The sequence below is a fragment of the Pyxidicoccus sp. MSG2 genome (genome assembly GCF_026626705.1).
In the GTDB taxonomy this organism is placed as follows: Bacteria; Myxococcota; Myxococcia; order Myxococcales; family Myxococcaceae; genus Myxococcus.
This window is the reverse complement of sequence record NZ_JAPNKC010000001.1, coordinates 3,279,642-3,301,522: the sequence shown is the minus strand read 5'-3', so window position 1 is coordinate 3,301,522 and position 21,881 is coordinate 3,279,642. Positions and strand designations below refer to the sequence as shown.

The following is a 21,881-nucleotide window of genomic DNA, read 5'->3' as shown; positions in this document are numbered from 1 at the left end:
GTCTGACGTGTCTTCCCTGGCTGTGCTGACGCCCCCGGCCCGAGCGGTCGCTGGAGGACAACGAAGGGTCGCCCGGGCTATTTCCGTAACGCCTACACGGCCCCGGCGAGCACGTCCGCGAGCAGAGCCCCGTTGCGGATGCAGTCGTTGAGGCCCACGCCCTTGTAGGCGTTGCCCGTCAGGTGGAGGCCCGGCCAGCGCTGGAGCGCCGCGTCGATGGCGGACACGCGCTCCAGGTGTCCCACGTTGTACTGGGGAATGCCGCGTTCCCAGCGGATGACCTCCCTGAAGGACGGGGTCGCCGTCACCCCCGCGAGCGCCTTCAGCTCCTCGCGGGCCAGCGCCACCAGGGCCTCCTCGTCCTGCTTCACCAGGTCTGGCTGGCGCGCCCCGCCCACCATGCATGTGTAGAGCACCCGCCCGCCCTCCACGCGGAAGGGGAACGTGGTGGACGCATGGATGGCGCCCAGCAGCCGCCGCTTCTCGCCCGAGGGCACGAGGAAGCCGAAGCCGTCCGGCGCGGGCGTCGTCCCCGCGTCGAAGCCCAGGTGCACGACGGCGATGGGCGCGTATTCGATGTCCGCCACCTTCGCGGCGAGCGTCGCGTCCAGCGGCCGCAAGAGCCCCGTGGCCACGTGCGAGGGCACCGCCAGCACCACGTGCTTCGCGGACAGCTCCGCGCTCCGCCCGTGCTCGTGGACCCGGAGTCGCCAGCCGTCCTCGTGCCGCTCCAGTCCCTCCACCGTGGCACCCACGTGCGTCGCGTCGCCCAGTGCCGTGGCCAGCGCGTCGATGAGCGTCTGCAGGCCCCCGTCGAAGGTGCTCAGCGCGCCGCTCAGCTTCGGCGGCGGGGCCGCGCCCGCCGTGCCCGCGGGCAGCGCCTTCTGCGCCTTCTGCGAGCGGATGGCGCCGAGGATGAGGCTGCGATGCTCTCGCTCCAGCTTCACCAGGGGAGGAAACGTCGCGGCCACGCTGAGCCGCTCCACGTCGCCCGCGTAGATGCCCGTCTGCACCGCGTCCAGCAGCACCTGCGTCGCCGTGCGCCCCAGGTGGCGGCGGCCGAAGTCCGCCAGCGACTCGTCCACGCCCTGGGGCGCGCGGCCCGTGAAGAGCTCGCCCATGACGCGCAGCTTCGCGCCGAGCGGAAGGATGTCCGAGCCGAGGAACGCGGGCGGGGACGCCGGTACGGACCTGAGTCGACCTCGCGTGTACACATAGCGACGCTTCGCCGCCGCGTCGGCCGCGCGGATGCGACCTTCCAGGTGGAGGGCCGTCGCCAGCTCGCGCGTGGCCGGCTCGCGGTCCAGGAAGCTGTTCGGCCCCTGCTCCACGAGGTATCCACCTCGCGCACGCGTCCCCACCGCGCCACCCAGCCGTCCCGAGGACTCCAGGAGCACGCAATCCCTACCGCGTGAGCGCAACCGGTGCGCTACAACAAGTCCTGAAATCCCGCCTCCCACGACGACGACACTCATCGGGTTGTCCTTCCATGCCCAGTGCATTCAAACACCATCACGCAACCCTCACCTGTGAGCAGGGCTTCCGGTGACCAGCGTGCACTCCTCATTCACACTCCCCACTCGTCAACAGCCGCGTTTTGCCAGCGCGGTCCATTCGGCGCGTTAATGCCTTTCATGCGCTACGTCATCACTGGAGCAAGCCGGGGAATCGGTCTCGAGTTCGTCCATCAGCTCCTGCGAAGAGGGGACACCGTCGACGCGGGAGTGCGCTCGCCCGAGGGTGCGAAGCGGCTGGAGCCGCTGGCCCGCGAGGTGGGCAACCGCCTGCGCATCCACGCGCTCGACGTGGAGGACGCCGCCAGCATCCGCTCGTTCGCCGCGGACGTCTGCGCCGCGCCGGTGGACGTGCTCATCAACAACGCCGGTGTGCCCGGCCTGTGGTGCGCCCTCACCGACGTGGACTACGTGGACATGGCACGCACCTTCGCCGTCAACGCCCTGGGGCCGTTGCGCGTCACCTCCGCGCTCTTGCCCGCGCTGCGCCGCGGCGCAGCGCGCAAGGTGGCCCATGTCAGCTCGCGCATGGGCTCGGTCGCCGACAACACCGAGGGTGGCGCCTACGCGTACCGCATGTCCAAGGCCGCGCTGAACATGGGCGTGCGCACCCTGGCCAATGACTTGCGCGCGGAGGGCTTCACCACCGTGGTGCTCCACCCCGGCTGGGTGCAGACGGACATGGGCGGGCCGCAGGCGCCCCTGCCGGCGTCGGACTCCGTGCACGGCCTGCTGCGCATCATCGACGGCATGGGGCCGGAGCACACCGGCCGCTTCTTCGACTACCAGGGCGCGGAAGTCCCCTGGTAGGGCGCGGGGCGCGGGGCGAGCGGCCATGGCCCGGCGCGCCTACGGGTACAGCATCTGCGTGCGCCAGCCGTCCCCCTCGCGCAGGTAGACGTGCCTGTCGTGGAGCCGGCTGGGGCGGGAGTGCCAGAACTCGATGCGGTCCGGCACCACGCGGAAGCCGGACCAGTTCGGCGGGCGGGGCACCTCCTTGCCGGCGTGGCGCGCCTCCACCTCCGCCACCCGCGCGTCCAGCTCTTCGCGGGAGGGCAGGGGGCGGCTCTGGAGGCTGGCCCACGCGCCCACCTGGCTGCCGTGCGCCCGGCTGCGGAAGTACGCGTCCGCCTCCGCGTCGGACACGCGCTCCACCCGGCCCTCCACCCTCACCTGCTCCTCCAGTGGGGCCCAGTGGAAGCACAGCGCTGCGAAGGGGTGTGCCAGCAACTCGCGGCCCTTGCGGCTCTCGTAGTTGGTGAAGAAGACGAAGCCGCGCGCATCGAAGTCCTTCAGCAGCACCACGCGAGCGCTGGGGCGTCCGTCATCGCCGACGGTGGCGACCACCATGGCGTTGGGGTCCACGGGGACGGCCTTCTTCGCCCGCTCGAAGAGGTCCGCGAAACGCTGGATGGGGTCCGGTGGAATATGCACGTTTGAAACATAGGGGACGGGCGCCCCGGGCGCACGTTCGCGGTTGACTCATGCGGGCCACACGTCAATGTGGGCCCATGAAGATTCTCTTCATCTCCTCGGAGGTGACGCCCTTCTCCAAGACGGGAGGCCTGGGAGACGTGGCTGGGGCCCTGCCCGCCGCGCTCGCCTCGCTGGGCCACGACGTGAAGGTCGTCACCCCTCGCTACCGCGACGTGCGCGACGCTTCCCGGCTCACCCCCACCGGCCAGTCCCTGGTGGTGCGCTTCCCCTCCGGCGAGGCGTCCGGCCCCATCCTCTCCACGCGCCTGTCGGAGAACCTGGAGGTCCTCTTCCTGGAGAACGAGTTCTTCTACGGGAACCGCAACGGCCTCTACGGCGACGCCTGGGGCGAGTTCGGCGACAACGCGCGGCGCTTCGCCTACCTCTCGGTGGGCGCGCTCCAGGCCGCGCAGCGGCTGCGCTTCGTCCCGGACATCATCCACGCCAACGACTGGCAGACGGGCCTGGTTCCGGTGGCGCTCCAGCGCGGCTTCCGCTCCACCGCGCTGTCCCGAGCGAAGAGCGTCTTCACCATCCACAACCTGGCCTACCAGGGGCAGTTCCCCAAGGGCGTCATGGACGAGCTGGGGTTGCCCTGGGACTTGTTCACCTCCGAGGGCGGCCTCGAGTTCTACGACGCGGTCAACTTCCTCAAGGGCGGGCTCGTCTTCTCCGACGCGCTCACCACCGTGTCGCCCACCTACGCGCGGGAAATCCAGGGGCCGGAGCAGGGCTACGGGCTGGACGGCCTGCTGCGCCGCCGCGCGCACCGGCTGCACGGCATCCTCAACGGCATCGACGCGCACGAGTGGGACCCCCAGGCGGACCCCGTCCTCCCGGCCCGCTACGGCCCGCGTGACTTGCAGGGCAAGGCGGTGTGCAAGCGCGAATTGCTCTCGCGCTTCGGGCTGCCGGACGGGGACGCGCCGGTGTTCGCCATCGTCAGCCGGCTGGCGTGGCAGAAGGGCATGGACCTGTTGCTGGAGGTGCTGCCCACCGCGCTCCAGGCGGACATCCGCTTCGTGGGCATCGGCAGCGGGGAGGGCCCGCTGGAGGACGGCCTGCGCGCGTTGCAGGCCCGTTACCCGAAGCAGCTGGCCGTGCACCTCGGGTTCGACGCGGCGCTGTCGCACCTGGTGGAGGCCGGGGCGGACTTCTTCCTCATGCCCAGCCGGTACGAGCCGTGCGGGCTGAACCAGATGTATTCGCTGCGTTACGGGACGGTTCCCATCGTCCGGGCCACGGGGGGGCTGGTGGACACCGTGGAGGGCGGGCTGGACGGCACCGGCGTCCTCTTCGAGGCCTTCCACCCGGCCGCCCTCCTGGCGGCCATCCGCCGGGCCCTGGCCCTCTACGCGGACCCACCCCGGCTGGAGGAGTTCCGGCGCCGGGGCATGGAGAAGGACTTCTCCTGGAGCGCTTCCGCCCGGAAATACGAGGCCGTCTACGCCGCCCTCATGGCTGAATAGTGGGTGCGGACGGAAATTCGCAGTAGTCTTGTCGCGTGGCGGAAGCTCCGGACCTGGGCGGTTACGAGGTGGTCGGCCGGTTGGCTGTAGGCGGCATGGCGGAGGTGTACCAGGCACGTGCCCGGGTCACCACGCAGCGCTCGCCCGGCGAACCGGAAGAAGTCGTCATCAAGCGACTGCACCCCTCGTTCCGCAGTGACACCGCGTACGTCAAGGCGTTCGTCGACGAGGCGAAGCTGACGGTGCGCCTGCGCCACCCTCACATCGTCCGCACCTACCGCCTCTTCAAGGCGGGGCCGGACTACCTCATGGTGCAGGAGCTCGTCAGTGGCCGGACGCTCGGCTACATGCAGGAGCTGCTCATCAAGGCCGGCGCGGCCATGCCGCCCGAGTCCGCCCTCTACATCGCCTGGTGCCTGGCGAAGGCGCTCGACTACATCCACCGGGCGAAGGTGGGGGAGAACGGCGCCACCATCGTCCACCGCGACTTGAACCCGGCCAACGTGCTGCTGGGCATCAACGGCGACGTGAAGCTCACCGACTTCGGCGTGGCGGAGGTGGAGGGGATGATGCGCGGCGACGCGGGCGCGCTGCGCGGCACGCTGCCGTACATGAGCCCGGAGCAGGTGCTGGGCCAGGCGGTGGACGCGCGCACCGACTTGTACGCGCTGGGCGTCATCCTCTGGGAGTTGTGGGCCAGCCGCCGCCTGCACGCCGGGGACAACGAGGCGGAGCTGATGCACCGGGTGCGCGACGCGCGGGTGCCGCTCCTGTCGTCGGTGGCGCCGGACCTGCCGGACTACGCGGTGCAGGTGGCGCGCAAGGCGCTCTTCGCGGACCGGGCGCGGCGCTTCCAGACGGCCGCGGAGTTCCTCAAGGCGCTCGAGGCGCTGTCCAAACGCGCGGGCTGGCCCCTGACGGTGGAGGCCCTCCAGCCTCTGCTGGGCGGCTGAGCCGCGTGCGCCGCGCCGTCGTCGCGCTGCTGTGTGGCGGCGTCCTGTCCGGGTGCCTGGGCTCGGTGCCCTTCCGGCCGCGCGCCTATGACGAGGCCGTGCGCGTGGACTCCGTCGCCGTGGACTTCCGGCCGGACGGCTCGGGCGTGCTGGATTTGGGGCTGGAGGTGGCCAACCCGTCCTCGGACGCGGCCAGCGTGTCCTCGGTGGACTTCGAGCTGCGGGTGGACGGGCGGCGCATGGCGGCGGGCGTGCAGCAGGTGGCCGTGGCGCTGCCCTCGGACGGGCGCCTGCCGCTGCGGGTGTTCTTCCCGCTGGCCAGCGAGAGCGCCACGGGCGGCGCGGAGCCGGTGGCGCGCCGGGTGCGGGTGAGCGGCGGTGTGGTGCTGCGCTTCGGCGGCACGGAGCGGCGCGCGCCCTTCGACGACACGCGCGTGCTGCCCCTGGCGTACGTGCCGCCGCTGAACGGCCCGGAAGGGGGCTGACGCTCAGTTCTTGGCGGAGACGGACTCCACGCGCGCGTCGCGGGAGCCGGCGTCCTTGCCGTCGCGCGGGGGGCCGTCGCGGGGCTCGCGGCCGTCCTTCCCGTCCCGGGCGTCCTTGCCGGTGGCGGACTTCAGGCGGGACATGCGCACGCGGTCGATGCGCGGCCCCTCCTTGGTGGCGACGACGAACTGCCAGCCGTTGTAGGTGAAGCGCTCGCCCACGTCCGGCAGGTGGCCGGCGAGCGACGACAGGTAGCCGCCGAGCGTGTCGAAGTCGCCCTCGGGCAGGGGGAAGCCGAAGGCCTGGGTGAAGGCATCCACCTCCAGCGAGGCCTCCACGAGGAAGCTGCCGTCGGCCATCTTCTCCACCTGCTTCTCCTCCACCTCGAACTCGTCGCCGATGTCGCCGACGATTTCGCGGAGGATGTCCTCCAGCGTCACGATGCCCATGAAGCCGCCGTACTCGTCGACGACCATGGCCATGTGGATCTTCCGCTTCTGCATGTCCCGGAGGAGGTCTCCCACGGGCTTCAGCCAGGGCACGAAGTGGGCGGGGCGGATGATGTCCTGGAGGACGATGAGCTCCGGGTGCTGGAGCAGGGGGATGATGTCGCGCGCGTGCAGCACGCCGATGATGTGGTCCACGTCGTCCCGGTAGACGGGGATTCGCGAGTGGTTCTCCTCGGCCAGCAGCCGCAGCAGCTCGTCGGTGGAGACGGTGATGTCCACCGTGACGACGTCGGTGCGCGGCACCATGACGTCGCGGCAGCGCTTGTCGGACAGCTCGAAGATGGAGCGGATGAGCTGCGGGGCGCTCTTGTCCACCTCGTTCTTCGCGGCCTGCGCGGCCAGCAGCTTCTCCAGCTCCTCCAGCGGCGGGGGCGGGGGCTCGAAGCGCAGCGTGCGGCCGAACGTCCGCGCCACCAGGTTGAGCAGGCTCAGCGTCAGCCGCATGGGCGGGTAGAGCAGGAAGACCAGCAGCGACACCACGCCGGACAGCCGCAGCGCCCAGCGCTCCGGGTTGGCGTTGGCCAGGCCGCGCATGGTGACTTCCATGAGGCTGGCCAGCACGCCCACGAAGAGGGCGCCCGCGGCCACGGTGGCCACGGGCAGCCACGGGGCCTCGCCGTACTGGGTCATGTCCAGCATGCGGGGCGGGACGAAGGCGCCAATGGCGGCGGCGAGGAAGCCGCTGAGCAGGGTGCCCAGCCGCAGCGCGGTGGCGGTGGCCTCGCGGTTGGTCTTGTGCCGATAGACTCGGCGGCTCGCCGCGCCCGGCTGCGTCTCCACCAGCTCCTGGGCGCGCAGGTCCGACGTTCCGTAGAGCGCGGACTCCGCGGCGGCGACCAGGGCCCGGATGAAGCACAAGGCCAGGCAGGCGACCCAGAGGGTCCAGGTAGGCATAGAGCCTCTCTCTTATCCCGTGCTAGGGGTACGTACCACCCCGCCGGAGCCCCCATGCCCGCTCGCATGTACGCCGTTGGAGCACTCCTGGCCCTCCTCGTCCCGGCCCTGTCCGGCGCCTGGCCGGTGGACCTGGCCGTCCCGCTGGAGCCCGGGAAGGAGCACTTCCACAAGTTGTCCACCGTGGACTGGGTGGAGGTGGAGGATGCCTCCATCGCCACCGCGGAGGTGCTCCCCGGGAGCAATGAATTGTTGCTCACCGGGCAGTCGACGGGCCGGACGCTCCTCCTCCTGTATGCCGGGGGGCGCCTCGCGGTGTGGCGCCTCACGGTGGGGAAGCCTCCGCCGGAAGACGCCGCGCCCCGGCTGGCCGCCGCGCGCAAGGCGTGCCCCGACTTGAAGACGACGGAGGGCGCGGAGCGCAGCCTGTCCGCCACGGTGAAGGACACCGCCTGCCGCATGGCGCTGATGGAGTTGCTGCGCACGGACGCGTACGTGGCGCGCGAGCTGGAGCTGACCTTCGACGTGCCCGTGCTCCAGGAGCAGCTCGCGTCGGTGCAGGCGGGGCTCCAACCCCTGGGGTTGGAGGCGCGCTACAGCGGCGCGGGCATCGTGCTGTCCGGCGCGGCGACGCCGGAGGTGCACCACCGCGCGCTGTGGGAATTGTTCCGCCGCTCCGTGGGCCGCGTGCCCCTGAACGACGAAGTGGAGGTGAAGGCCCCGGAAGCGCCCGCGGCGGCGCCGGATGCGGGGCCGGCGGTGAAGGCGGAGGCTCCGATTCCGGTGGAGGTGCTGCCTCCACCGCGAAAGCGGAAGAGCAAGCCGTGAGCGCGGTGCGCGCGCTGCTTGCGCGTGGTCATCTTGAGGTATGACGGCGGGCATCTACTCCGAGGGAAGGAGCTCGATGATGTCCGTGGTCCGGCTGACTTCGCAGGCGCTGGTGCTGGGCCTGTCGCTACTCACGCCCCTGGGCGCGCTCGCGCAGGATGATGGCGAGGCGAGGGTCGTCCCCATGGAGGAGGCGGAGCGGGGCTGCCCGGCGAAGCCGGACGTGGTGCCCTTCACCTCGCGCACGCTGGTGGGGCTGGCCGGCTCGGGCTGGCTGGCACACCAGGCCGTCATCCCCCCGGCGAAGGACACCTTCTTCCGGGGCGGCGAGGCCGACCGTGCCGGCGTGAAGCTGGTGCCGCCGGAGGAGGTGCGCAAGCTGGGCGCGCCGGACCCGGCCGTGCCGCTGTGGGTGTTCGGCAAGGCGGACACGGCGCCGTGCCGCGCGGTGCCCACCACGTGGTGGGCGGTGCGCATGGGCACGGACGAGGACCGCAAGACGTACCTCATGGCGGAGCTGGAGGTGGGGTGCGATTTGCTGCCTCCGGGCCGGCTGTCCGGCACGCCGGTGGCGGTGCGCCAGAAGGACGCGCCCACCGGGTGCAAGCTGCGCCGGGCGAACGACAACGAGACGGGGCGCCAGGGCGTGGGGATGCCGCTGGAGGTGATGGACTTCGTGCCCTCGCGCGACTGCGAGGCCCCCGAGTGCGTGCGGCTCTGGGAGAGCTTCGGCAGCCGGTGGGATGACGGCAGCGCGGTGACGGACCTCACGGTGTCGTGGATGGAGCGCAAGGGGAAGAAGAACCCGTGTGACTGGCACACGGAGGACTTCTCGATTCTGCTGCTGCGTCCGCCCGGCGCGATGGCGCCGATGCAACTCAAGTCCGGCGGCGCCTTCTTCGGCGCGCTGTACGACAGCACCGGCCTGCGCACCGTGCTCAGCCGCAACCTGGGCGTCGTCTACGTGCACGACGTGGCGAAGCTGAAGGCGGCGCCGAAGTCCGTGCGCTACGGCAGCCCCTCCGAGGAGGACCTCCTCACGGCGAAGCGCACGCTGTCTCCGTGCAGGCGGCGGTGAGGCGCGGGGCTCGCGGCCTCGCGACGGCCTGCTCCACCGCATGGGCCACGGCCGGGCTCGCGTGCCGGGCCCGCCAGGTCCAGGCACACGCCCTACCGTTGAGGGCCATGAGCCCCCTCTCCCTCCCCGCGAAGCTTCGTGCCTGGCTCGGTTCGAGCCGGCTCCCCGTTCCCCTCCTGCTGACGGTCTCCGCCTGTGGGCTGGGTGCGCCCCGGCCGCGGGGCCTGCGTGCGCGCACCGTCGTCCCCGTGCTCCTGGGGCTGGCTTCCCTGGGGGTGCTCGGCTGGCGGGCTGCTCAGGCGCGCAGGCTCACGGTGGGGACGCCCGGCGCGGCGCGCTCCAGGGTCCCCTTCGCCTTCACCTGGCAGATGACCGAGGAAATCACCGCGTCCGCCGCGTCCGGGCACTGAGGCCGCGCGCGGCGGCGCTCAGGCCGGCGTCGGCGCCGGGTCCGTCCACTTCCCACGGCGGGTGGGCTCCTTCAGCGCGCGGGCGAGCGCCGCGAGGAAGCGCTTTCGCGGCCACTGCTCCGCGCCGAAGCGCGCGAGGTGCTCGGTCTCCACCTGGCAGTCGACGAGCTGGAAGCCCCACGACTTGAAGCGCTCCACCGACGCGACGAAGGCCACCTTCGACGCGTCCGGCGCCAGCGCGAACATGCTCTCCCCGTAGAAGACCGCGCCCAGGGACACGCCGTACAGGCCGCCCTTCAGCTCGCCTTCCGCCCACGCCTCCACCGAGTGCGCGAAGCCCAGCTCGTGCAGCGTGACGTAGGCGCGCAGCATCTCGTCGGTAATCCACGTGCCGTTCTGGCCGGGGCGCGGCGCGCGGCCGCATTCCTCGATGACGCGCGCGAAGGCCGTGTCGTAGCGCACCTCGTAGTCGCCGCGGGCCATCGTCTTGCGCAGCGAGCGCCCCACGTGCAGCCGGTCCGGCTCCAACACGAAGCGCGGGTCCGGCGAGTGCCAGAGGATGGGGTCCCCCTCGCTGTACCAGGGGAAGATGCCGCGCGAGTACGCGGCGAGCAGCCGCTCCGGCCGCAAGTCGCCTCCCACCGCGAGCACGCCGCTCTTGTCGGCACGCTCCGGAGGAGGGAACAGCTCCGGGTGCTCGTCACTCAGAAGGTAGATGGGCACGCGCGCGGCATTCTACCGGGACACGTTCAGCTTCACCTCACCGGACAGCGAGTAGGGCACGCGCATCAGCGGCGCGGTCAGCTCGCCCGTCACCCCATAGGGCAGCACACCCTTGGAGATGAGCGCCTTCACCTCCGGGCCGTACGTGTCCCGCGTCACCGCCACCTCTACCGGGTACACCCCCGTGGCGGACGCATCCACACTGTCCGCCTGGGCGAGCGTCCCCGTCTCCAGGCTCTTCCCCGCCACGGAGACCTGGAAACTCAGTCCCTCCAACTTCAGCGGGAAGGGATTGGGGTTGTGCACACCCAGACGGAGGTTGATCTGGACCTCCTCGGGCGAGTAGCGCGCGCCGTCCAGCTCCGCCACCACCACGGTGGGCAGGCGGGGCACGCGGGCCGCGCGGCTGGCGGCGAAGGGGACCTTCTCCTCCTGGTCTCCCGAGCGCACCACCAGCGTGCCCCGCAGCGCGAGCAGCAGCGTGCCGCCCTGGGTGCTCAGCCGGGCGAGGTCCTCGGGGCTCTTCACATAGGGGGCGCGCTCGTCGAAGGAGACGTCCGCGGGCACGCCCGGCACCAGCCGCACGTCCAGCTTCGCGCTGCCCGTCTTCACCACCTGGCCGTCCGAGACGAGCTCGTAGTCCGCCCGCTCCACCACGGCGGGGGCGGGGCTGGCCACCTGGGCGCGGTAGCGCACGGCGGCCTCGGTGAGGCCCTGGGAGAGGACGGTGGTCTCCTGGGAGGTGAGCACGGCCGGGCCCGAGGGTTTCGTGGGAGCCGAGGCACACCCCAGGCCCAGGGTGAGCAGGGCGGACAGCAGGAAGAGGGGCGAAGTCGAGCGCATGACGTTAGACATTGTGGCCACCCTGGGGACCGACCCAAGGACTTTTCCGCTAGACTGTCCACCACTCGTGGCCCGACGCCGCCCCAACTTCAACAAGACGCTCCGCACCCTCATCCGGGACATCGCGGCGAAGATGCCGGAGTTCGGCCATGTGAAGCCGGGCCGCATCCTGGTGGTGGCTGGCGAGGCGCGCCGGGCCTCCCGCGGCACCGTGAAGCCGCTGTGCTTCCGGGGTGGGAAGAGCGTGGACCGCACCGGTCGCCGCAAGCCCATCATCCGGATTCGCGGCAAGCGGATGCTCTACTGCATCACCCTGCGGCCCCTCTTCTTCCGCGCCTCCACCGCGCAGGCCCGGGTGGAGACGGTGCTGCACGAGCTCTTCCACCTGTCGCGCCGCTTCGACGGGACGCTGCACTCCGGCCGGCGCCACGCGGTGCTGGGCAAGGCCTTCTCGCGCAAGCTCGGGCCGCTGGTGCGCCGCTACCTCAAGCTGTGCCCGCCGGAGCTGCTCACCGAGCTGGCCCACACCGGCGAGGTGCGCGTCCTCCAGTGGCTGGAGCGTCCCGGCTCCGCCTACGTCCCCGGCACCTACCGCCGCGTGCGCCGCGTGTACACCGAGGACCAGCTCTACTACGGCATCGCCCGCATGGTGACGCGCAAGTCCCGCGCGGCCCGTGAAGCGCAGGCCCGCGCCAAGGTGCACTGATCCACCCCGCCTCCGTTCTCCAGGAGCCCGGTGTGGGTTGGTGGTTGACTCTGATAATCAGTATCAATATCGTCTGCGCCGTTTCGAGCCACGGAGCCGCGATGCGCGAGGGATGCCAGCCAGAGGGCGGAGAAGGGGAGCTGCGGTGTCTGTGCGGCAGCCTCCTGGCGCGGCTGGTGCCCGGGGGCGTGGAGCTGAAGTGCCGGCGGTGCCACCGCACGCTCGTGGTGCCGTTGGAGCGGGGGCCGGAGGGCGGGGTGGAAGGCGGGCGTGGCGAAGGTCGCTGAGTCCGTGCGGTAGCCGGGCCTCCCGGGCCCGGAAGCAGTGTCTTTCCTGAGGCCCGAGGCCCTTGAGCCCAGCGCCCTACGGGGTCTCCCACGGGAGGCCCGCCGGCCGTGAGCCGGAGGACGCGGTATGTCCTGGCGCGGGTGTCTTCTCATCCTGACGTGTGTCCTGCCGCTGGCGGCGTGGGGCGAGGCCCCGCCGGATGCGGATGGCGGCGTGCCCGTGCCCGTGCCCGGGGTCGACGTCGAGGCGGACGGGCCCGCCGCGCAGCAGACGGTGGTGACGGCCTCGCGCACGGCGGAGCGGCTGGGCGAGACGCCGGTGGCCACGGAGGTCATCACCCGCGCGGACATCCTGCTGAGCGGAGCGCGCAACGCGGCGGAGCTGCTCGCGGCGCACCCGGGCCTGGAGGTGGTGCACTCCTTCTCCGGGGCGACGCTCCAGATTCAGGGGCTCGGGTCCGAGTACGTGCTGGTTCTGGTGGATGGCGAGCGCGTCGCCGGGCGCGTGGCCGGCGGCGTGGACCTGTCCCGGCTGTCGCTGGAAGACGTCGAGCAGGTGGAAATCGTCAAGGGGCCCTCGTCGGCGCTCTACGGCAGCGACGCGGTGGCTGGCGTCGTGAATCTCATCACCCGGCGCGCGCGGCGGCCCCTGGGCGCGGAGCTGCGCGCATCCTACGGAAGCTTGAGCCGGCTGGAGCTGGACGGCACGGGCGAGGCACGGGGCGACGGCTGGGGCGTGAGGCTCAGCGGCGGCCTGCAGCGGGCGGACGCCTACGACTTGGACCCCGCGGACGTGGGCACCACGGGCAGCAGCATTGAGGGCTTCGACGTCTCCGCGAAGGGTGACCTGCGTACCGGCGGCGGCGCGCTGGAGGGGAGCGCATCCTTCGCGCGGCGCACGCAGCGGGGCGTGGACCTGGGTGTCGCGGGCGCCATCTTCGACCGCGCGAGCCGGGATGACTCCGTCTCCGCGCGGCTGGCACCCTCGTGGACCCTGGGCAGCGGCGCGACGCTGCGCGCGGACGCCGCGTATGCCTGGTTCGACCGGCGCTACCTGAGGGACCAGCGGCGCTCGTCCGCGCTGGACACGGTGGAGGACACGCGCGACCAGCAGGGACGGCTGGGCGCGCAGCTCGACGCCCGGCCCCATGCGCGCCACGTGATGGTGGCGGGCGCGGAGCTGCTGGGCGAGTGGCTGTCGTCGGACCGGCTGGAGACGGGGCGCGGAAGGCGGGCCCGAGGCTCCGTGTACGCGCAGGACAGTTGGACGGTGGCGACGGGCCCGGGGCTGGTGCTCGTCCCCAGCGCTCGCGTGGACACGGACACGCAGTTCGGCTCGGTCGTCACGCCCCGGCTGGCGCTGCGCGTGGACCCGCTGTCCTGGCTCACGCTGCGTGGCGGCTACGGCTTTGGCTACCGCGCTCCGGGCTTCCAGGAGCTGCTGCTCGACTTCGAGAACCCCTCCGTCGGCTACGCCGTGCGAGGCAACCCGGACCTCCGGCCGGAGCGCTCGCGCAGCGTGACGCTGTCTGGGGAGCTGCGGCCCGCCAGCACGTCGCTGCTCTGGGTGGGCGCCTTCCACCACACGCTGCGGGACATGATTGGCGTCTCGCTCCAGGAGGGGGGCGAGCAGTCGCTCTTCACCTACGTCAACGTGGCGCGGGCCACGCTGCGCGGCGGCGAGCTGGGCGTGCGCCAGGGCCTCCCGGGGCGCATCAGCGCCGAGCTGGCCTACACCCTCACCGACGGCCGCTCCGAGTCCACCGGGCTCTCGCTGGAGGGACAGGCCCGTCACCGGCTCACGGCGCAGGTGTCCTGGCGCCACCGCGAGTCGGGCGTGGAGGCCTGGGCGCGCGGCGCGCTCGTGGGCCCGCGGCCCTTCTACCCGGACGCCAACGGCGACGGAGTGGTGGAGCCCTACGACGCCCGTCCCTACGTCACCGTGGACGCCCGTGTCGGCTGGAGGCTTCGCGAGCAACTCCAGCTCTTCGTCATGGGCACCAACCTCGCGGATGCGGGCAATCCCACGGACCTGCCCATTCCCCCTCGCACCTTCCAGGCCGGGCTCTCCGCCCGCCTGTGATGTTCCAACCCAAACCTGAAGGAGCCTTCATGTCCCGCTTCTCCCCGCGTTCTCGCGTCTCCCGTCGTGCCGCAGGCCTGCTGCTGGCGGGGCTGTTGACTGCGTGTGGTGATGACCTCGAGCCCACGCCCGGTGACGAGCAGGAACTGCCGGAGAACGGCACCCACGTGCGCCACCAGGACAACGGTGACGGCTCGTTCACCACCACCGTGGACGCGACGAGCAAGGAGGCGTGGATTGGCCTGGACCTGGACCTGGGCAAGCAGGTGGATGCGGCGCAGGACACCGTCTGGGATTTGTCCTTCCAGCGCTTCGGCATCCGCTCGCGCGGCGGCGTGAGTGGCACTGGCGGAGTGCAGGTGGCGGTGCTCGCCGACAAGACGTTCGCGCAGGTGACCCAGGCGCCATCGAGCGGCTACACCACCGACGCGGCGGATGGCGACGACGTGGGCGCGGACCCGGACACCGTCTTCCAGGCGGGGGACGGCTGGTACGCCTATGACCCGGCGACGCACAAGCTCAGTCCGCGGCCGCTCGTCTACGTGGTGCGCTCGGACTCGGGCGCGTACTTCAAGGTGGAGCTGCTCTCCTACTACGACGACGCGGGCACGCCCGCGATGCTGAAGCTGCACTGGGCAAAGGTGTCGGGCCCCGTCTCGGGTGGGCACGTCGACGCGGCTCCTGGCTCCCGCTGATGCGTACCGACACCGAGGTGCCCCTCATGGTGCAACAGCCTTCTGTCACGGGCGCGGCGACCGGGCCCGCCCTCCTGCGCCAGCGCTGGCAGGCGCTGAAACAATCCCAACCCCGCACGCGGACCCGTGATGCCGCGGAAGTGCTCGGCGTGAGCGAGGCGGAGCTCCTCGCCACGGGGATTGGCGAGGACGCCGTCCGCCTCGACCTGCTCTTCGACGTGCTCCTGCCCCGGATGGAGTCACTGGGGCGGGTGATGTCGCTCACGCGCAACGCGTACGCGGTCCACGAGAAGCGGGGCACCTGGCGCAACGTGGAGCTGCACGGGCTCCGGGCCCTGGTGCTGGACGCGGACATCGACCTGCGCCTCTTCCTGTCGCGCTGGCGCTTCGGCCTCGCGTTGCGTGAGAGCCTGGCGGACGGGCCGCGGCGCAGCCTCCAGTTCTTCGATGCGACGGGAACGGCCGTGCACAAGGTCTTCCTGGAGGAGGCGGGGGGCGCGGCGGCGTTCGACGCGCTGGTGGAGACGCTGACCCATGTGGACCAGGTCCAGGCCCTTCCCGTGGAGCGGGCCAGGCCGGTGGAGACGCCGCGCCCGGATGGCGAGGTGGACGTGGAGGGACTCCGCGCCGGCTGGAAGGCGCTCCAGGACACGCATGACTTCTTCCCGCTCCTCTTGCGGTTGAAGGTGGCGCGGACGCAGGCCTTGAGATTGGTGGGGCGGGAGCTGGCCACTCCCGTGGCTCCCATGTCCCTGGCGTGGGTGTTGGACAGGGTGGCCGCGTCGGGGTTGCCCATCATGGTCTTCGTCGGCAACCCGGGCTGCATCCAGATTCACACCGGACCGGTGCGCACGGTGCGCACGATGGGGCCGTGGCTGAATGTGTTGGACCCGGGCTTCAACCTGCACGTGCGCGCGGACCACATCCATTCCGCCTGGGTGGTGCGCAAGCCCACGCGCGATGGCGTGGTGACGTCGCTGGAGTTGTTCGACGCGGAGGGGGAGAACATCGCGCTCGTCTTCGGGCAGCGGAAGCCGGGGCTCCCCGAGCTGCCCGCGTGGCAGGCACTGATGCGGGAATTGGTGGAGGTGCTGCCATGAGCGGTGCACGGAACATGTCCGTGTTTCTCGCTGCCCTGATGGTGTCGGCCAGTGCTCACGCGACCGGCTCTGCTCCGCCGGAGGCGCCTGCCGTCCAGGCTCCGACGCCATCCGCCGCACCCGTGAAGGGCCCGGGCGCCGAGCCCCGACTGGTGACGGTGGGCCCGGCCGTCACGGAGACGGTGTTCGCCCTGGGCGCCGGAGAGCAGGTGGTCGGCGTGGATGACACCAGCCTCGCGCTCGAGGCCGCCGCGCGGACACCCAAGGTGGGCTACCAGCGCGCCCTCTCCGCGGAGGCGGTGCTGGCGACGGGGGCGTCGCGATTGCTGGCGTCCGAGGAGGCGGGCCCGCCGGGTGTGCTGGAGCAACTGAAGAAGTCTGGCGTGGAGGTGGTGGTGCTGCCCAACGCGCCCACGGTGGAGGCGGCGCGGCAGCGCATCCGGACCCTGGCCGAGCGGCTCGGCAGGAGCGCGCGGGGGGCCGCACTCATCGCGGAGCTGGAGAAGGACCTCGAGCGTGCCTCACAGCGCGTGGCCGCGAGGAAGGACGGGAAGCCGCTCCGCGTCCTCGCGCTCTATTCGCGGGGCGGAGGCGTCCTCATGGTGGCCGGCGCGGAGACGGCGTCCGACGTGCTCATCCGCCTCGCGGGCGGCGTGAATGCCGTCTCCCGGTTCGTCGGCCACAAGCCGCTGACGGCGGAGGCGGTGGTCGAGGCCGCACCCGACATCCTCCTGCTTCCCGCCAGCTCGGCGACGGCCCTGGGGGGCGCGGAGGGCCTTGGGCGCGTGCCGGGCCTGTCCCAGGTGAAGGGCTGGCGGCTCGTCACCGTGGAGGACGTCCACTTCATGGCGGTGGGGTCCTCGTTGGGCAAGGCGGTGGGGCGGCTGCAGGATGGGCTGGGCCTGCCCGCGTGGAGCGGGCGATGAGCGCCTCGGGCGTCGCCCCCGTCTCCGCCGCGTACCCGGGGCGCGCCTCGCTGCCGTCTCCGCCGAGCCCCTGGATGTTCCTGGCGCTGTTGCTCGTCGGTGTGGCGCTGGCCTCGTTGGCCGTGGGCGCGGTGCACGTGCCACCCCTGGCGCTGGTGGGTGGCGTCCTCGGTGCCCTGGGGGTGGACATCGGGAGCGGGCTCTCGTCCGCGCAGGAGGCGGTGCTGCTCTCCATCCGGCTGCCTCGGGTGGTGCTCGCCGTCCTGGTGGGCGCGGTGCTGGCCACGTGCGGCGCCGCGCTCCAGGCGCTGTTCCGCAATCCGTTGGTGGAGCCCGGGCTGCTCGGTACCTCCAGCGGCGCGGCGCTGGGCGCGGTGGCGGCCATCGTCCTCGACGTGTCCCTGAGCACGCGGCTCGGCACGCTGCGCCTGCTGGCCGTGCCGGGCGCGGCCTTCCTGGGCGCGCTGGGTGCCACCCTGCTGGCCCAGCGCCTGGGCCGGGGAGACGGCCGCACGGAGACGGCGCGCATCCTCCTGGCGGGCGTGGCGGTGAGCGCGGGCGCGAGCGCGGGCATCGGCCTGCTCACCCAGGTGGCCACGGACGCGCAACTGCGCTCCATCACCTTCTGGAGCTGGGGCAGCCTGGGCGGCGCGTCCTGGGACGTGGTGGGAGCCGCCGCGGTGCCGCTGTGTGTGGCGCTGGCGCTGCTGCTGCGCGAGGCCCGCGCCCTCAACCTGCTGCTGCTGGGCGAGCGCGAGGCCTGGCACCTGGGCGTGGACGTGGAGCGGCTCAAGCGCCGGCTCGTCCTCGCCGCGGCCCTGGGCGTGGGCGCCGCCGTGTCCGCCACGGGCATCATCGGCTTCGTGGGGCTGCTGGTGCCGGCGCTGCTGCGCCTCGCGATGGGGCCGGACCATCGGCGCCTGCTCGGTGCCTCCGCGCTGCTCGGTGCCGCGCTGCTCGTGGCCGCGGACCTGCTGGCCCGGACGGCGGCGGCGCCCGCGGAGCTGCCCGTCGGTGCGCTGACGTCGGTGCTGGGCGTTCCCGTCTTCATCGGCCTGCTGGCGCGCAAGGGGGCCGCATGAGTCTCACCGCGAGCGGTGTGGAGGTGTGGCGTGGGCGGGGCAGGGCGCTCGGCCCCATCGACCTGGTGCTCCAGCCCGGAGAGATGCTCGCCGTTGTCGGGCCCAATGGCGCCGGCAAGTCCACGCTCCTGTCGGCGTTCGCGGGAGAGCTGCCCCTCGCGGCCGGGGAGGTGCTGCTGGAGGGGCTTCCCCTGAACCGCTGGCTCCCGCGCGAGCGGGCCCGGCGGCTCGCCGTGCTGCCCCAGGAGTCCTCCCTGGGCTTCGGCTTCACGGCCCTGGAGGTGGCGCTCCTCGGGCGCAGTCCACACGCGCGCCGGGGCTCGGAGGGCGCGGACGTGGAGGCGGCCCTGGCGGCGCTGGATGCCACCGACACGCGGCACCTGGTCTCGCGGCCGTATCCCACGCTGTCGGGTGGAGAGAAGCAGCGGGTGCAGCTCGCGCGCGTGCTGGCCCAGCTCTCCGCGCCGCTGGAGCAGGGGCACCGCTACCTCCTGCTCGACGAGCCCACCGCGAGCCTGGACCTCGCCCACCAGCACCTCGTCCTCGAAGCGGCGGGGCGCTTCGCCCGTGAGGGCGGTGCGGTGCTCGCCGTGCTGCATGACCTGAACCTCGCCGCGCGCCACGCGCACCGACTGGTGCTCCTGGCCGGTGGTCGCCTGGTGGAAGAGGGGCCGCCCGCGCAGGTGCTCCGCGCGGACCTCATCGCGGAGACCTTCGGCCTCGACGTGGTCATCGCCGAGTGGCCGGGAGTGCCGGGACCCTGGGTGCTCCCGGCGGGACGGGCGTCCCTTCCACCGTGAGTGCCCTCAGCGCCGCCGCAGCGCGGCGGGGGCCGGCGCGGCGATGCCCATGGGGCCGGCGCCTTCTTCGCGCGGCTCGGGCTTCGCCGTGGTGGCGGGCTCCAGCGACCAGCCCGTCTTCAGCCCCACCACGAACCAGGCCAGGAAGAGGACCCCGAGCGCGAAGACGGTGTCTCCCGGGGCGCGCAGCCAGCGCAGCGTGTTCATCAGCGGCGTCTGGAGGAACTCCGCGCTGCGGGCCCACCACGTGCCCTGCTCAATCGCCGCCTGTGTCTGGAGGATGCCGATGGGCAGCATGGACAGCACCACCATCAACACCAGTCCGCCGTTGAGCGCGTAGAAGCTCCACGCCAGCGTGCGCGTGCGCCACCGGGCCTCCGGCGCCGCCATGCGCAGCGTGAAGAGCATCAGGGCGATGCCGAGCATGCCGTACACACCGAAGAGCGCGGTGTGCCCGTGCACGGGCGTCAGGTTGAGGCCCTGCATGTAGTAGAGCGCCAGCGGCGGGTTGATGAGGAAGCCGAACACGCCCGCGCCCACCAGGTTCCAGAAGGCCACCGCGATGAAGAAGAGGATGGGCCAGCGGTAGCGCTCCATCCACCCACCGGCGCGCGACAGGCGCACGTGGCTCCACACCTCGCGGCCCACCAGCACCAGCGGCACGATTTCCAGCGCGCTGAACGTGGCCCCCAGCCCCAGCGCCGAGGACGGCGTGCCGGAGAAGTAGAGGTGATGGAAGGTGCCGATGATGCCGCCCGCCAGGAAGATGATGGTGGAGAAGAGCACCGCTGGCGTGGCCACCCGCGCCGACAGCACGCCCAGCCGCACGAAGAGGAACGCCATCACCACCGTGGCGAACACCTCGAAGAAGCCCTCCACCCACAGGTGCACCACCCACCAGCGCCAGTACTCCACCATGCCCAGGTGGCTCCTCTGCCCGTACATGAGCCCCGCGCCATAGAAGGCGGCGATGGCCACCGAGGAGATGACGAACAGGAGGATGAGGGGACGGCTCTCCGACGGCCGCTTCAGCGCGGGCCAGATGGAGCGCGCGGTGAGGAACAGCCAGACGAAGAGGCCCACGAAGAGGAAGAGCTGCCAGAAGCGGCCCAGGTCCACGTACTCGTAGCCCTGGTGGCCGAACCAGAACCAGAGGTCTCCGCCCAGCCGCTGCTGCACGCTGGCCCACTGGCCCACCATGGCGCCCGCGACGATGATGACCAGGCACACGAAGAGGAAGTTGACGCCGAGCCGCTGGAAGCGCGGCTCCACGCCGCTCACCGCCGGGCCCACGAAGAGGCCCGTGGCCAGCCACGCGGTGGCAATCCAGAAGATGGCCAGCTGCGTGTGCCAGCTCCGCGTCACCGCATAGGGCAGGTATTTCCCCAGCGGCACGCCGTAGAAGCCCTCGCCCTCCACGCCGAAGTGCGCGGTGATGCCGCCCAGCGCCACCTGCACCAGCATCAACGCCACCACCACCAGGAAGTACTTGCCCGTGGCGCGCTGGCTCGGCGTCAACACCATGCCGGAGAACGGGTCCTTCGCGGGCGGCGCCTCCTCTCCCTCCTCCTGCCTGCGGCTCACGTACCAGACGAGCGCGCCCACCGCCGCGAGCAGCAGCACCACCGAGAGGTACGTCCAGAGGTACGCGCCCGTCGTGGGCACGTTGGCCACCAGCGGCTCGTGGGGCCAGTTCTGCGTGTAGCTCACCGTCTCCCCGGGGCGGTTGGTGGACGTCACCCAGCTCGTCCACCAGAAGAAGGCCCCCAGGTCCTTCAGCTTCGCGGCGTCCGTCAGCGCGCCCTCCGGAATGGCGTAGGCCTGCCGCCCCCGGGAGAAGACGTCCGCGTAGTGCGCGGCGTTGGCGCGGTACGCCTCGGCGCGCAAGCCGTCCAGCGTCACGGTGTCCGTGACGGCGTCATACGTGTTGGTGCGGATGACGCCCTGCAGCCGCGCGCGCAGGGCCGCCTGCCGCTCGGCCGGGGCGGCGTCGTAGCCGGTGAGGCCCTCCGCGCGCGCCCAGGTGTCGAGGAGGAAGACGCTCTCGCGGTGGAGCCAGTCCGCGCTCCAGTCCGGCGCCACGTACGCGCCGTGCCCCCAGATGGAGCCCACCTGCTGCCCGCCGATGGACTGCCACACATTCTGGCCGCGCTGGATGGACGCGCCCTCGACGAGCAGGGTGCCGTCGGGTGTCACCACCCGGCCGGGGATGGGCGGCAGCGTCCGGGAGATGTGCACGCCCTCTCTTCCAAGGACGAAGAACGAGGCGAAGAAGACGGCGCCCAGTAGCGCCCAGAGCTTCTTGTGTTTCATGACGGCGGCTCCAAAGGAGGGGTGTGGCGATGCGGCTTCGAGCCCTCCCCAGAGCAAGCGGTGTTCCATGCGCGCCGCCGTTCCCTGCACCCACGCTCGCCTCCCGCGGCCGCGCAGCCCGTGCGCCGCGTGCCCCGGTGTCGCGCAAAACATGCATTCTGAATACTTGTTTCAAGGGGCAAGGCGCCCTGGCACGTCCGTCGCAGCAGGGGCCACCGTCGAGTCAGCTCGGAACGGGAGGTCCGCGATGTGGGGCAAAGCCGCACGAAGCAGAGGTTGGGCCGGGGTGGTCGCCGCGGGTGCCGCATGGGGCGCCCTGGCGTGCAACGAGCAGGGGGCATCGTCCCCGAGCTCACCGCCGGCCGTGGCGTCCGCGCCCGCGCTCACGCCCGCCGTCCGCCAGGAGGCGGAGGAGGTCTTCAACTCTCGCTGTGCGGTGTGCCACGGGCCCCGGGGCGGGGGAGACGGGGCCGCGTCCGCGGGCCTCACGCCGCCGCCACGCAACTTCCAGGACAAGGCCTGGCAGGCGGCGGTGAGCGACGAGCACATCGAGAAAATCATCGCGTACGGCGGAGGCGCGGTCGGCCGCAGTCCCGCCATGCCACCCAACCCGGACCTGGCGGACAAGCCGGTGGTGCGCGGGCTGCGCGAGCACATCCGGGGGCTCGCGGCGAAGTAGCCGCGGACCCCCACGCGAGAGCGAGGA

Annotated in this window: 22 protein-coding genes; 16 read left to right on the top strand and 6 right to left on the bottom strand. The window is 72.0% G+C overall.

What is annotated here, in order from left to right:
* Positions 1–92 precede the first annotated feature (92 nt).
* A complete protein-coding gene (gene hemG / locus OV427_RS12360) occupies positions 93–1,475 on the bottom strand; it encodes a protoporphyrinogen oxidase (protein ID WP_267856287.1) in 1,383 nt (460 codons plus the stop codon).
* A 159-nt stretch (positions 1,476–1,634) separates the two neighbouring features.
* On the opposite strand from hemG, the gene OV427_RS12355 reads away from it, so the two are divergent.
* Positions 1,635–2,324 (top strand): SDR family oxidoreductase, encoded by a 690-nt coding sequence (locus OV427_RS12355; protein ID WP_267856286.1) that lies wholly within the window; start codon positions 1,635–1,637, stop codon positions 2,322–2,324.
* 39 nt (positions 2,325–2,363) lie between these two features.
* On the opposite strand, the gene pdxH is transcribed toward OV427_RS12355, so the two are convergent.
* The gene (pdxH, locus tag OV427_RS12350) at positions 2,364–2,948 is read right to left on the bottom strand and encodes a pyridoxamine 5'-phosphate oxidase (protein WP_267856285.1); all 585 of its coding nucleotides are present in this window, start codon (positions 2,946–2,948) and stop codon (positions 2,364–2,366) included.
* Positions 2,949–3,025: 77 nt separating this feature from the next.
* Here pdxH and glgA point away from each other — a divergent pair, with 77 nt between their 5' ends.
* From glgA to OV427_RS12335, 3 genes are read left to right on the top strand one after another with little or no spacing between them, the layout of a single operon-like run.
* The gene (glgA, locus tag OV427_RS12345) at positions 3,026–4,459 is read left to right on the top strand and encodes a glycogen synthase GlgA (RefSeq protein ID WP_267856284.1); all 1,434 of its coding nucleotides are present in this window, start codon (positions 3,026–3,028) and stop codon (positions 4,457–4,459) included.
* 35 nt (positions 4,460–4,494) lie between these two features.
* Positions 4,495–5,412, top strand: coding sequence for a serine/threonine protein kinase (locus OV427_RS12340; RefSeq protein ID WP_267856283.1), 918 nt, complete (start codon positions 4,495–4,497; stop codon positions 5,410–5,412).
* Between the two features lie 5 nt (positions 5,413–5,417).
* A complete protein-coding gene (locus tag OV427_RS12335) occupies positions 5,418–5,897 on the top strand; it encodes a hypothetical protein (RefSeq protein WP_267856282.1) in 480 nt (159 codons plus the stop codon).
* A 3-nt stretch (positions 5,898–5,900) separates the two neighbouring features.
* On the opposite strand, the gene OV427_RS12330 is transcribed toward OV427_RS12335, so the two are convergent.
* Complete coding sequence (locus OV427_RS12330; protein WP_267856281.1) at positions 5,901–7,301, bottom strand: hemolysin family protein; 1,401 nt, start codon at positions 7,299–7,301, stop codon at positions 5,901–5,903.
* Between the two features lie 54 nt (positions 7,302–7,355).
* Here OV427_RS12330 and OV427_RS12325 point away from each other — a divergent pair, with 54 nt between their 5' ends.
* The 3 genes from OV427_RS12325 to OV427_RS12315 all read left to right on the top strand — a co-directional run bounded on the left by OV427_RS12325 (position 7,356) and on the right by OV427_RS12315 (position 9,617).
* Positions 7,356–8,129: a hypothetical protein gene (locus tag OV427_RS12325; RefSeq protein WP_267856280.1), complete on the top strand. Its 774-nt coding sequence runs from the start codon at positions 7,356–7,358 to the stop codon at positions 8,127–8,129.
* A 76-nt stretch (positions 8,130–8,205) separates the two neighbouring features.
* The gene (locus tag OV427_RS12320; protein ID WP_267856279.1) at positions 8,206–9,207 is read left to right on the top strand and encodes a hypothetical protein; all 1,002 of its coding nucleotides are present in this window, start codon (positions 8,206–8,208) and stop codon (positions 9,205–9,207) included.
* Positions 9,208–9,314: 107 nt separating this feature from the next.
* Positions 9,315–9,617: a hypothetical protein gene (locus OV427_RS12315; RefSeq protein ID WP_267856278.1), complete on the top strand. Its 303-nt coding sequence runs from the start codon at positions 9,315–9,317 to the stop codon at positions 9,615–9,617.
* An 18-nt stretch (positions 9,618–9,635) separates the two neighbouring features.
* On the opposite strand, the gene aat is transcribed toward OV427_RS12315, so the two are convergent.
* Together aat and OV427_RS12305 are read right to left on the bottom strand one after the other, a co-directional pair.
* The gene (aat, locus tag OV427_RS12310) at positions 9,636–10,340 is read right to left on the bottom strand and encodes a leucyl/phenylalanyl-tRNA--protein transferase (RefSeq protein ID WP_267856277.1); all 705 of its coding nucleotides are present in this window, start codon (positions 10,338–10,340) and stop codon (positions 9,636–9,638) included.
* A gap of 12 nt (positions 10,341–10,352) precedes the next feature.
* Positions 10,353–11,183 (bottom strand): LEA type 2 family protein, encoded by an 831-nt coding sequence (locus OV427_RS12305; RefSeq protein ID WP_267856276.1) that lies wholly within the window; start codon positions 11,181–11,183, stop codon positions 10,353–10,355.
* 67 nt (positions 11,184–11,250) lie between these two features.
* Between OV427_RS12305 and OV427_RS12300 the strand changes: the two genes are divergently transcribed.
* From OV427_RS12300 to OV427_RS12265, 8 genes are all read left to right on the top strand, one after another.
* A complete protein-coding gene (locus OV427_RS12300; protein ID WP_267856275.1) occupies positions 11,251–11,889 on the top strand; it encodes a hypothetical protein in 639 nt (212 codons plus the stop codon).
* 101 nt (positions 11,890–11,990) lie between these two features.
* Positions 11,991–12,176, top strand: a complete 186-nt coding sequence (locus OV427_RS12295; protein WP_267856274.1) for a hypothetical protein — start codon at positions 11,991–11,993, stop codon at positions 12,174–12,176.
* Positions 12,177–12,303: 127 nt separating this feature from the next.
* Positions 12,304–14,259 carry a TonB-dependent receptor plug domain-containing protein gene (locus OV427_RS12290; RefSeq protein ID WP_267856273.1) on the top strand — a complete coding sequence of 652 codons (1,956 nt, stop codon included), beginning with the start codon at positions 12,304–12,306 and terminating at the stop codon, positions 14,257–14,259.
* A 29-nt stretch (positions 14,260–14,288) separates the two neighbouring features.
* On the top strand, positions 14,289–14,954 hold the full coding sequence (locus tag OV427_RS12285; RefSeq protein WP_267856272.1) for an HmuY family protein: 666 nt from the start codon (positions 14,289–14,291) through the stop codon (positions 14,952–14,954).
* The gene (locus tag OV427_RS12280; RefSeq protein ID WP_267856271.1) at positions 14,954–16,054 is read left to right on the top strand and encodes a hemin-degrading factor; all 1,101 of its coding nucleotides are present in this window, start codon (positions 14,954–14,956) and stop codon (positions 16,052–16,054) included. The genes OV427_RS12285 and OV427_RS12280 overlap by 1 nt, the downstream gene beginning before the upstream one ends.
* Positions 16,051–16,980, top strand: a complete 930-nt coding sequence (locus OV427_RS12275) for a heme/hemin ABC transporter substrate-binding protein (RefSeq protein ID WP_267856270.1) — start codon at positions 16,051–16,053, stop codon at positions 16,978–16,980. The genes OV427_RS12280 and OV427_RS12275 overlap by 4 nt, the downstream gene beginning before the upstream one ends.
* The gene (locus OV427_RS12270) at positions 16,977–18,062 is read left to right on the top strand and encodes a FecCD family ABC transporter permease (RefSeq protein ID WP_267856269.1); all 1,086 of its coding nucleotides are present in this window, start codon (positions 16,977–16,979) and stop codon (positions 18,060–18,062) included. Before OV427_RS12275 ends, OV427_RS12270 begins: the two co-directional genes overlap by 4 nt.
* Positions 18,059–18,862 (top strand): heme ABC transporter ATP-binding protein, encoded by an 804-nt coding sequence (locus OV427_RS12265; protein ID WP_267856268.1) that lies wholly within the window; start codon positions 18,059–18,061, stop codon positions 18,860–18,862. Before OV427_RS12270 ends, OV427_RS12265 begins: the two co-directional genes overlap by 4 nt.
* A 6-nt stretch (positions 18,863–18,868) precedes the next feature.
* Here OV427_RS12265 and OV427_RS12260 read toward each other — a convergent pair whose 3' ends face one another.
* Positions 18,869–21,175 (bottom strand): nitric-oxide reductase large subunit, encoded by a 2,307-nt coding sequence (locus tag OV427_RS12260; protein ID WP_267856267.1) that lies wholly within the window; start codon positions 21,173–21,175, stop codon positions 18,869–18,871.
* 364 nt (positions 21,176–21,539) lie between these two features.
* Between OV427_RS12260 and OV427_RS12255 the strand changes: the two genes are divergently transcribed.
* The gene (locus OV427_RS12255) at positions 21,540–21,854 is read left to right on the top strand and encodes a c-type cytochrome (protein WP_267856266.1); all 315 of its coding nucleotides are present in this window, start codon (positions 21,540–21,542) and stop codon (positions 21,852–21,854) included.
* Positions 21,855–21,881 lie beyond the last annotated feature (27 nt).

Excerpts from the sequence above, each read along its gene's own strand:
- OV427_RS12290 (WP_267856273.1), top strand. The coding sequence starts at position 12,304 with ATGTCCTGGCGCGGGTGTCTTCTCATCCTGACGTGTGTCCTGCCGCTG.
- glgA (WP_267856284.1), top strand. The coding sequence starts at position 3,026 with ATGAAGATTCTCTTCATCTCCTCGGAGGTGACGCCCTTCTCCAAGACG.
- OV427_RS12325 (WP_267856280.1), top strand. The coding sequence starts at position 7,356 with ATGCCCGCTCGCATGTACGCCGTTGGAGCACTCCTGGCCCTCCTCGTC.
- OV427_RS12355 (WP_267856286.1), top strand. The coding sequence starts at position 1,635 with ATGCGCTACGTCATCACTGGAGCAAGCCGGGGAATCGGTCTCGAGTTC.
- OV427_RS12320 (WP_267856279.1), top strand. The coding sequence starts at position 8,206 with ATGATGTCCGTGGTCCGGCTGACTTCGCAGGCGCTGGTGCTGGGCCTG.
- OV427_RS12330 (WP_267856281.1), bottom strand. The coding sequence starts at position 7,301 with ATGCCTACCTGGACCCTCTGGGTCGCCTGCCTGGCCTTGTGCTTCATC.
- hemG (WP_267856287.1), bottom strand. The coding sequence starts at position 1,475 with ATGAGTGTCGTCGTCGTGGGAGGCGGGATTTCAGGACTTGTTGTAGCG.
- OV427_RS12285 (WP_267856272.1), top strand. The coding sequence starts at position 14,289 with ATGTCCCGCTTCTCCCCGCGTTCTCGCGTCTCCCGTCGTGCCGCAGGC.
- OV427_RS12265 (WP_267856268.1), top strand. The coding sequence starts at position 18,059 with ATGAGTCTCACCGCGAGCGGTGTGGAGGTGTGGCGTGGGCGGGGCAGG.
- OV427_RS12280 (WP_267856271.1), top strand. The coding sequence starts at position 14,954 with ATGCGTACCGACACCGAGGTGCCCCTCATGGTGCAACAGCCTTCTGTC.
- OV427_RS12315 (WP_267856278.1), top strand. The coding sequence starts at position 9,315 with ATGAGCCCCCTCTCCCTCCCCGCGAAGCTTCGTGCCTGGCTCGGTTCG.
- OV427_RS12295 (WP_267856274.1), top strand. The coding sequence starts at position 11,991 with ATGCGCGAGGGATGCCAGCCAGAGGGCGGAGAAGGGGAGCTGCGGTGT.
- OV427_RS12260 (WP_267856267.1), bottom strand. The coding sequence starts at position 21,175 with ATGAAACACAAGAAGCTCTGGGCGCTACTGGGCGCCGTCTTCTTCGCC.
- OV427_RS12270 (WP_267856269.1), top strand. The coding sequence starts at position 16,977 with ATGAGCGCCTCGGGCGTCGCCCCCGTCTCCGCCGCGTACCCGGGGCGC.
- OV427_RS12305 (WP_267856276.1), bottom strand. The coding sequence starts at position 11,183 with ATGCGCTCGACTTCGCCCCTCTTCCTGCTGTCCGCCCTGCTCACCCTG.
- OV427_RS12275 (WP_267856270.1), top strand. The coding sequence starts at position 16,051 with ATGAGCGGTGCACGGAACATGTCCGTGTTTCTCGCTGCCCTGATGGTG.